The sequence below is a fragment of the Streptomyces sp. NPDC002573 genome, from assembly GCF_042889625.1.
Taxonomy (GTDB): domain Bacteria; phylum Actinomycetota; class Actinomycetes; order Streptomycetales; family Streptomycetaceae; genus Streptomyces; species Streptomyces gibsoniae.
In genome coordinates this window covers 1-8,467 of sequence record NZ_JBIARC010000155.1, presented here as the reverse complement: position 1 = coordinate 8,467, position 8,467 = coordinate 1, and the positions used below count along the sequence as shown (strand labels likewise).

6 protein-coding genes and 2 pseudogenes are annotated in these 8,467 nt (G+C 70.1%); 4 read left to right on the top strand and 4 right to left on the bottom strand.

Annotated elements, in window-relative coordinates; all coding sequences use genetic code 11:
• Positions 1-259: 259 nt before the first annotated feature.
• On the top strand, positions 260-799 hold the full coding sequence (locus tag ACFYX0_RS45855; RefSeq protein WP_388981273.1) for a carbonic anhydrase: 540 nt from the start codon (positions 260-262) through the stop codon (positions 797-799).
• A 39-nt stretch (positions 800-838) separates the two neighbouring features.
• Here the strand turns inward: ACFYX0_RS45855 and ACFYX0_RS45850 are convergent.
• The 4 genes and pseudogenes from ACFYX0_RS45850 to ACFYX0_RS45835 form a co-directional block, all read right to left on the bottom strand.
• Positions 839-1,028: pseudogene (locus ACFYX0_RS45850) on the bottom strand (transposase); the annotation flags it as partial.
• 230 nt (positions 1,029-1,258) lie between these two features.
• Complete coding sequence (locus tag ACFYX0_RS45845; protein WP_388981276.1) at positions 1,259-1,882, bottom strand: hypothetical protein; 624 nt, start codon at positions 1,880-1,882, stop codon at positions 1,259-1,261.
• A gap of 103 nt (positions 1,883-1,985) precedes the next feature.
• Positions 1,986-2,662, bottom strand: a pseudogene (locus ACFYX0_RS45840) (transposase); the annotation flags it as partial.
• A 475-nt stretch (positions 2,663-3,137) separates the two neighbouring features.
• Positions 3,138-4,361, bottom strand: coding sequence for an ROK family protein (locus tag ACFYX0_RS45835; RefSeq protein WP_388981270.1), 1,224 nt, complete (start codon positions 4,359-4,361; stop codon positions 3,138-3,140).
• A gap of 121 nt (positions 4,362-4,482) precedes the next feature.
• Between ACFYX0_RS45835 and ACFYX0_RS45830 the strand changes: the two genes are divergently transcribed.
• From ACFYX0_RS45830 to ACFYX0_RS45820, 3 genes are read left to right on the top strand one after another with little or no spacing between them, the layout of a single operon-like run.
• Positions 4,483-5,937 (top strand): APC family permease, encoded by a 1,455-nt coding sequence (locus tag ACFYX0_RS45830; RefSeq protein WP_388981267.1) that lies wholly within the window; start codon positions 4,483-4,485, stop codon positions 5,935-5,937.
• Positions 5,934-6,932, top strand: coding sequence for an ROK family protein (locus tag ACFYX0_RS45825; protein ID WP_388981264.1), 999 nt, complete (start codon positions 5,934-5,936; stop codon positions 6,930-6,932). Before ACFYX0_RS45830 ends, ACFYX0_RS45825 begins: the two co-directional genes overlap by 4 nt.
• On the top strand, positions 6,929-7,996 hold the full coding sequence (locus ACFYX0_RS45820) for an SIS domain-containing protein (RefSeq protein ID WP_388981261.1): 1,068 nt from the start codon (positions 6,929-6,931) through the stop codon (positions 7,994-7,996). Before ACFYX0_RS45825 ends, ACFYX0_RS45820 begins: the two co-directional genes overlap by 4 nt.
• Positions 7,997-8,467: the final 471 nt, after the last annotated feature.

Sequence of the window (8,467 nt, the reverse complement as noted above, 5' to 3'; positions counted from 1 at the left end):
CTACGAGCGCAAAGCCGAGCACTTCCTCGCCTTCACCAGCATCGCCTGCACCCTCATCTGCTACCGCCGACTCGCCAAATGAGATGACTTCTTAGGGGCGAGGTTGGGCGAGCACGCGCGTGACCTGCGGGTCCCCGCGAGTCCCCTTCCGTCCCGACACGAGAGCGGCATGGCTCCGGCTTCGTAGCGCTTGCACGCCACGAAATGTGAGTATATGCTCCTATACGTTTGATCCCCATAGCACCGTTTAGGAAACAAAATGATCAATACAGAGGATCTGGTCAGCCGGAACACCGCGTTCGCCGCCCGTGGCGCGCATGAGGGCCTGCACATCCTGGGCAGCGGCCAGCTGATGGTCATCGGGTGTGTCGACTCCCGTGTCGATCCGAGCCACGTGCTCGGGCTGGACCTCGGCGAGGTGACGGCGATCCGCAACGTGGGCGGACGCGTCACCCCGGCCGTGCTCCGCACCCTGACCATGCTCACGAAGGTCAGCGCGGCCCACCGCGGCGACCGCCCCGCAGGCACGCACATCGTGGTCATGCAGCACACCGATTGCGGCATCAAGGACATCGCGGCGTTCCCCGAAATGCTCGCGAACGACTTCGACATCCCCGTAGAGGCGCTGGACGGGAAAGCCGTCATGGACCCGGTCGCCGCCGTCCGGCTCGACGTCGGGGTCCTCAAGGAGGTCCTCAAGACCAGGATGCCCGCAGGCCTCGTGACAGGGATCGTCTACGACGTCGAGACCGGACTGATCGAGGTCGTCGCCCCGACCGCGAGGGCCGGGGAGGAATAGGCACCGGCTTTGCCCACCTCGCTTGATGCTCCAAATGCGACGCTGCCAGACTCCCGCGTCGTTCCAGTCGCGCAGGCGCCGCCAGCAGGTCATGCCGGAACCGAAGCCCGGCTCCTGCGGCAGAAACTCCCACGGGATGCCGGTGTACAGCACGAACAGGATGCCCGACTGGACCTTCCGGTCGTCCAGACGCTTGCGCCCCGGGTGGTTGGGGCGGCACGACCGGCAGCAACGGCTCAATCCGTGCCTACAGTTTATCCGACACGATCCACGGCGGCTGCTCACCCCTTCTCATGTGTTGCCTAACAAGTCATCAGACAGCCTCCCGCACACGTACGCCAACTACCCCTGGTGGTATAGGCGATGGGCCGCCAGACCGTGGAACAGCGTTGTAGTGCCCGTACGTCGCAGTCGTGGGCGACCCACTACCGGTAGTTCGTTTAAATCCGGCGGTAGAGATCAATGCCGTGTCCGGTGATGACCGCGTCGATCAGGGCCTTGAGCTCGGCGGGCGGGTCCTTGTCCGTCCAGGCTTGCCACCACCGGTTCAGGGTGACGGCGGGAGTGAGCCAAGAACGGATGGCCCGTAAGGCCCCGGGCCAGCAGGGCTGTTGGGGTTGGTGGGGTATGGCTGGGCCCCCTCTCTGGCCCCTCGTCGGGGCACGGGTCCGGCGCGGTGGCATCCAGCGGTCCAGGTGGACCAAACCACTGGTCCCAGCAGAAGGAGAAGGCGCAGTTGACCAGGGTCTGGTGGCGGCGGATGGCGCGGTCGGAGCGGACTTGGAAGTCGGCCCAGCCCAGTTCGTCCTTGACCTGCTTGTAGCTCTGCTCGATCCACGGCCGCAGTCCGTAGAGGCGGACGATCTCGGCGAGGTCGGCCGGCGGGTGCGGGCTGCCCGCAGCGTGGGGTGCGTCAGGGTGGGGCAGGTTGGTGGCCAGGTACCAGGTGGCCTTCTCCGGCAGATCTGCAGGGTCGGTGGTGACCACGACCAGCCGGCAGGGTGAGTCGGGGCCGTAGCCGCCCAGGCAGGCATCGGCGGCCCACCAGGTCTCGGTGTGCCCGTCGCGGAAGTGACGCTCCACGGGCGTCCAGTCGCCGGGAGGCTTGGCATCCTGCCAGGCCAGGGCGTGAGCGGCCTCGAGTGTGCGGCTGGTCGACCGGCGCCCAGATGCCGTTGCGCGGCTTGAGCGCCACCACGTAAGCCAGGCCGGCCTCACGCAGTGCGAGGTACCAGTCGTCGCTGACCGAGTAAGCGCAGTCGGCGACCACCGCCCGGCAGCCGAAGCCCGCCTCCCTCCCGCGAGCAGCGAGGGCAGCGGACAGTTGAGGTTTGGTGCGGAAGGCCGGATCGGAACGTCCGCGGGCGAAGTGGTGGGCGGGGGTGTAAGGAGCCGCGTGCAGCGGGTAGTACACACGGCCGTCGGTCCACACCGTGGTCACCGTGACGATGCCTTGTCGGTCTTGCCGTAACGGCCCAGCCACTGCCGGCCCACGTGCGCGGTGGCCGTGCCGTCCTTGCGGTCCCCGGAATCGTCGATCACGATGACCCCGCCGTCGTGCGGAGCCGTCGCCGGCTGCTCGCGCAGCAGTTCAAGCCGTCGGTCGTTGATCTGCCCGGCATCCCAGGGGGACTCGGACAGGAAGAACTGCAGCCGCTGCACCCCCGGCATCCACGCGCCGGTCACCGGCTCCGCGCCTGCCAGGCAGGTGATGGTCTTGTTCCGCTCCCGCGGCGCCAGCAGCCCGGTCAGGTACTCGCGAAAACCCCGTCGCTGAGCCAGGCTGAAGAAGAGGTCGTCGAACCGGGCCGCGTACTCCTCCAACGGTCCCGGCGCGGGCGGACACGGACGGCGAGCGGTCATCTCCAGCCCCCAGCAGAGCAGTTGACTCCTACCACCGGCCTACGACCAACCCAACCCGTCGTCAAACCACATCACCGCCGGATTTAACGAACTACCGCTACGCGACCCAGGCATCAGCCGGCGGGCACCGGCCGGGGTGAGGCCGGCGATTCCCTCTGCGGCGAACTACCCCTCCTCGACGAAGACACAGCGAAGCCCGGCGCGGCACGGCGCGGCCGCATAGCTGCCTGATCCACCGCCGACGATCACTAGGTCGATCGCGTGGTCTCGGTCGTGGTGCGCGCTCCGCGCCGACGGGCTCACGCGGGATCCTGTCGTTCCATGGTGCGTTTCCGGCAGTCATTCCGGAGCCGAGAGAACGCGCCCCGCCATGCGGTCCGAACCTGCCGTGATCGCTTGCCCCTGCAAAGCTCCCGCCCGGAGGCTGTGCGTGACTATCGGCACCCGACAGGGAGTGGCCTGCGACGCCCGGCCGTCACTGCTGCGAGAGGGTGTACGCCCGCTGCCATGCGATGCCGACTGCTTGGGCGATTCCGCCGATGACCGTCGCGTCCCCGTCCAAAGCCGACGCCGCGAGTTCGGGCAGCGGCAGGGGTACGAGTGCGGCGAGCCGGAGCCTGAGGGGCTTGATGAGGGACGCCGCGTGGCGGCCGAGGGCGCTGCCGCCCAGCACGACCAGCCGCGGGTCGAGCAGGGCGATGACCGGGACCAGGGCCCGCGCCAGAAGACCGACCTGCCGCTCCACGATCGCGGCGGCCGCGGGATTTCCCGCCTGCGCGGCCTGGAAGACCTGCTCGGGCGAGCAGTCCGCACCCAGTCCCGCCTGCCGGGCGGCGGCGGCGATGGCGTCGGCCGCCGCGGCACTCTCGAACACTCCGCGCTCGCGGACCTCGCCGTGCGGGTCAGCGGAGCCGTCGCCGACCAGCAGAAAAGCGATCTCGCCAGCCGCGCCGCGCGCTCCACGGTGGAGTCGGCCGCCGGTGATCGCGCCCAGGCCGATGCCAGTGCCGACGGAGAAGAAGACGAAGTCGTCGACGCCGCAGCCGATCCCTGCGGCCTGCTCGCCGAGCGCCGCCAGGTCGACGTCGTTCTCGAACCGGACCCGGTCGCCGAGCTCCTCGGCGAGTAGTTCGACAACGGCGGGGCGGTCCCAGCCGGGCAGGTTGGCCGCGTGCCGCATCCGGCGGGACGCGGCGTCGTAGATGCCCGGGCTGCCGATGACGATGCTGTAGACGTCGCTCCGGGAGACGCCGTTGTCGTCGAGGAGCTCGGTGACCAGGTGCGCGAGTTGGTGGACGAGTTCGGTCGCGTCCCAGGTCCGGGACGGCTCCTGCCGCCGGTCGATGACGGTCCCGCCCAGGTCGGCGAGGGCGCACTTGGTCCAGCGCGACCCGACGTGGACGCTGATCACCCGCCCCGCGTCCACGTCCGGCTCCCACAGCCGGGCGGCGCGACCGGCCTGGCCGGTGCGCAGTCCGATCTGGCGTACGAGTCCGGCGGCCTCGAGCCGGGCGATGGCAAGGTTGACGGTGGGCCGGGATAGTCCGGTTTCGGACGACAGCTGGGAGGCCGACACCGGTGCCTGCCGCTGCAGGTGCTCCAGGACGACCCACTCGTTCGCCTGCCGCATGCTGCCCGGTCCGCGCATGACGGTGTTGAAGGGAGGCGTGTCCGGGCTGTCCACTGTCGTCGTCGGCATGGGCGTCATCCTGCCAGGTCGGTCGAGAGTGAGCTCTCCCACCAGCATATTGATTTCGTTAGGAAAGACGCCTTACATTTGCCAGGCCCTGAATCAGCCCTCTCTGCAAAGGCGCAGCGTCGTGTCGACTCCCACTCCATCCGGCGGCCTGACCCGCCGGATCGGCCTGCTCCAGGCCACCGCGTTGAACATGAGCCAGATGGTAGGCGTCGGCCCGTTCATCACCATCCCGCTCATGGTGGCCGCCTTCGGCGGCCCACAGGCCATCATCGGCTGGATAGCCGGTGCGCTGCTCGCCCTCTTCGACGGCCTGGTCTGGGCAGAACTCGGCGCCGCCATGCCCGGCGCCGGCGGCACGTACGTCTACCTGCGGGAAGCCTTCCAGTACCGCAGCGGCAAGCTGATGCCGTTCCTCTTCGTCTGGACGGCGATCCTCTTCATCCCGCTGATCATGTCGACCGGCATCGTCGGTCTCGTCCAGTACCTCGGCTACCTGTGGCCGTCGATGGGCCAGACCTCCGGCGACCTGGTCGGACTCGCCCTGATCGCGCTCATCGTGCTGCTGCTCTGGCGGCGCATCGACTCCGTCGCCCGACTCGCCACCATCATGTGGGGCGTCATGCTGCTCGCCGCGGGCCTCGTCGTGATCGCCGCGTACTCGCACTTCCACGCCGACTACGCCTTCACCTACCCGCACGGCGCCTTCAACCTGCTGGGCGGCAAGTTCTGGACCGGCTTCGGCGCCGGCCTCGCGGTGGGCGTCTACGACTACCTCGGCTACAACACCGCCGCGTACCTCGGCAGCGAACTGAAGAACCCGGGACGCACCCTGCCGCGCTCCACCGTCACCGCCGTCTTCGGCGTGATGGCGATCTACCTGGTGCTCCAGGTCGGGGTGCTCGGCGCGGTCGACTGGCACCAGATGCTCGACCCCAACTCTGCCGTCTACCAGTCGATGGCGTCGGTCATCCTGGAGCACGCCTGGGGCCGCGGCCCGGCCGAGGCCATCACCACCCTGATCCTCATCACCGCCTTCGCCTCGGTCCTGGCCGGCCTGCTGGCCGGCTCGCGGGTGCCCTTCGACGCGGCGCGGGACGGCGTCTTCTTCCGCTCCTTCGCCCGACTGCACCCCAAGCACGGCTTCCCCACCATCGGCCTGATCACCATGGGCGTCATCACCGCCGTGGGCTTCATGATCGGCCGCCACACCGACATGGGAACCCTGATCCAGCTGCTCACCGCCGTGATGGTGCTGGTGCAGACGCTGTCCCAGATCGTCGCGCTCACGGTGCTGCGCAAGCGCCAACCGCAGCTGCGCCGGCCGTACCGGATGTGGCTCTACCCGCTGCCCAGCGTGCTGGCCTTCGCCGGCTGGATCTACATCTACGTGTGCGCCGACCAAAACGCCCCCGGCCGTCACCCCATCGAGTGGTCCCTGGTCTGGGTTGCCCTCGGTGGGCTCGCGTTCACGATCTGGGCCCGCAAGGAGCGCATCTGGCCCTTCGGCGACAAGGAGATCCACGAGCAGTACGCAGCGGCCGCTCTCGACGCCGACAAGGAGCGGCTCCCCGCATGACCACCAGCACCACCGGAGCAGCCCCCGCCGCCTTCCGGGCCGGGGGCGGCCCGGCCCCGTACCACGTCCTGGCCATCGACCTCGGCGGCACCAAGACCGCGCTCGCCGCAGCCGCCCCGGACGGCAGCGTGCTGCACCGCGCCGCCATTCCCACGCTCGCCGACCAGGGCGCCGACCAGGTCATGCGGCGGGTCGCCAAAGCCGGACGCGAACTGGTCGCCCGCACCGAGGCCGACGGCCACGGCCCGCTGCGTGCCGTCGCCGCCGCCTCCCCAGGCATCGTGCTGGACGACCGGATCCTGCTGGCGCCCAACAACCCGGGCTGGGACCAGCTCGCCCTGGCCGCCACGCTGGGCGCCGTCTTCGGCATCGACACCGTCGCGGTGGAGACCGACGTCAAAGCCGCGGCCCTGGCCGAGGCCCGCTGGGGCGCCCTGGCCAATTCCGCTTGCGGCATCTTCCTCAACCTGGGCACCGGCCTGTCCGCCGCCACGGTGGTCGGCGGCCGGGTGCTGCGCGGCGCGCACCAGGCCGCCGGCGAGATCGGCTTTCAGGTGCTGAGCACCGCCGACATCCGGGGTGCCGGCGACGGCCGCGCGCCTCTGGAGGAGCACATCTCCGGTCGGGCACTGGCCGACCGGGGCTCCGCGCTCCTCGGCCGCGCCGTGAACACCGCCGAGGTCTTCGCCCTCGCCGAGCACGACCCAGCCGTGGCCGAACTGGTCGACGACGCGCTGGACACCCTCGGCGTGCATCTGGCCAACCTGGCGATCGCCCTCGACCCGGACATCATCGCGGCCGGCGGTGGTCTGACCCGCGCGGCCGACCGCATCCTGCCGAGGCTGCGCCGCATCCTCGACCGCGCCGTGCCCTTCCCGCCGGCTCTGGTGCCCGCGCACTTCACCGAGACGGCGCCGCTCACGGGCGCCGTCATCCTCGCCCTGGACGCCGCAGCCGCCCCGCACCCCGCATCCGACTGGAGCCCCGCCGTATGACCACCCCCGCCGGATCCGAGCAGCACCGCCCCGGCCGCATGATGTCCGCCGAGATGGCCGAGCAGCCCGCGGTGCTGCGACGCCTGCTGGAGCAGGGCGCGCCGGAGATCCATCGGGTCGCCGACCTGATCGCGGCGCGCGCCCCGCGCTTCGTCCTGCTCACCGCCCGCGGCACCTCCGACAACGCGGCGCTGTACGCCAAGTACCTGGTCGAGGTGATGCTGGGCAAGCCGGCCGGGCTGACCTCCATGTCCACCACGACGGCGTACGGTGCACGACCGGACCTCACCGACACCCTGGTGACCACCGTCAGCCAGTCCGGCGGCTCGCCCGACCTGGTGGCCTCCACGCGGGCGGCGCGGGAGGCCGGAGCGATCACCCTGGCCGTGACCAACAACCCCGGCTCGCCGCTGGCCGAGGTCGCCGAGTTCCACATCGACGTCATGGCCGGACCGGAGCGGGCGCTGCCCGCCACCAAGACGTACACCGCCGAGCTGCTGGCCCTGTACCTCTTCGTCGAACGGCTGCAGGGCGGTGCGTGCATGGCGGCCAAGGCACTGCCCGAACTCGCCGAGCAGATCCTCGCACGGTGGGACGAGGTCGCCCAGCTGGCCGCCCGCTACCGGTTCGCCGAGCGACTGATCCTCACCTCGCGCGGCTATGGGTACCCGACCGCCAAGGAAGCCGCGCTCAAGCTCATGGAGACCAGCTACATTCCCGCGCTGGCCTTCTCGGGCGCGGACCTGCTGCACGGCCCGCTCGCCATGGTCGACAACGTCTCGCCGATCATCGCGGTGGTCTCCGAGGGCAGGGGCGGCGAAGCGCTGCAGCCGGTCCTCGACCGGCTGCGCCAGCGTGGCGCCGACCTGGTCGTCATCGGTGACCGGGACCAGGTCGAGGTGGCCTCCGCGGGGTTCGTCCTGCCGACGTCCGGCGTGCCGGAGGAGCTTCAGCCGATCCTGCAGATCCTGCCGCTGCAGATGCTCGCGTACGAGGTCACCATGGCCCGGGGCCAAGACCCCGACGCGCCCCGGGCGCTGGCCAAAGTCACCGAGACTCGCTGAGGCGCACCACTTCCTCGACGCACCCCGTGCATCATTCTGTGCGGTCGGACATGATGCGGCCGAACGACGCGGGAATGCCCGGCTCTGAGCGGGCCGTTGTGGTGGAAGGCGAGCACGGCCACAATACCGGTCTGCTCGGTGTCGGAGAAGCCGCACAGGGAGCTCGAGGGTCCTTGTGGGTCGGTCCCGCAGCTGAGCACGAGTCGCCGGCCTGTGCTCGGTGGCGTCGTGCGGGCCCGCGTAGACGGCCGAGGGCCTCGACCCCTGATGGGGGCGGGGCCTTTGTCGTCCCCAAGGGGCTCGCGCAGGAGCGCGATCCAGAGGGCGGGCAACGGGACAGCCTGACGGCTGCGATGCGACTCCTCGGGGCGTCTTCTTGAAGTGCTCTCCCGGCTGAAGCCGGGAGATTCCTGCTTACCTTGCGGTAGCGGGCTTGACGCGCTTCGCGCGCCTGACGACTGCCCTCCCGGC

Excerpts from the sequence above, each read along its gene's own strand:
- ACFYX0_RS45825 (WP_388981264.1), top strand. The coding sequence starts at position 5,934 with ATGACCACCAGCACCACCGGAGCAGCCCCCGCCGCCTTCCGGGCCGGG.
- ACFYX0_RS45835 (WP_388981270.1), bottom strand. The coding sequence starts at position 4,361 with ATGCCGACGACGACAGTGGACAGCCCGGACACGCCTCCCTTCAACACC.
- ACFYX0_RS45855 (WP_388981273.1), top strand. The coding sequence starts at position 260 with ATGATCAATACAGAGGATCTGGTCAGCCGGAACACCGCGTTCGCCGCC.
- ACFYX0_RS45820 (WP_388981261.1), top strand. The coding sequence starts at position 6,929 with ATGACCACCCCCGCCGGATCCGAGCAGCACCGCCCCGGCCGCATGATG.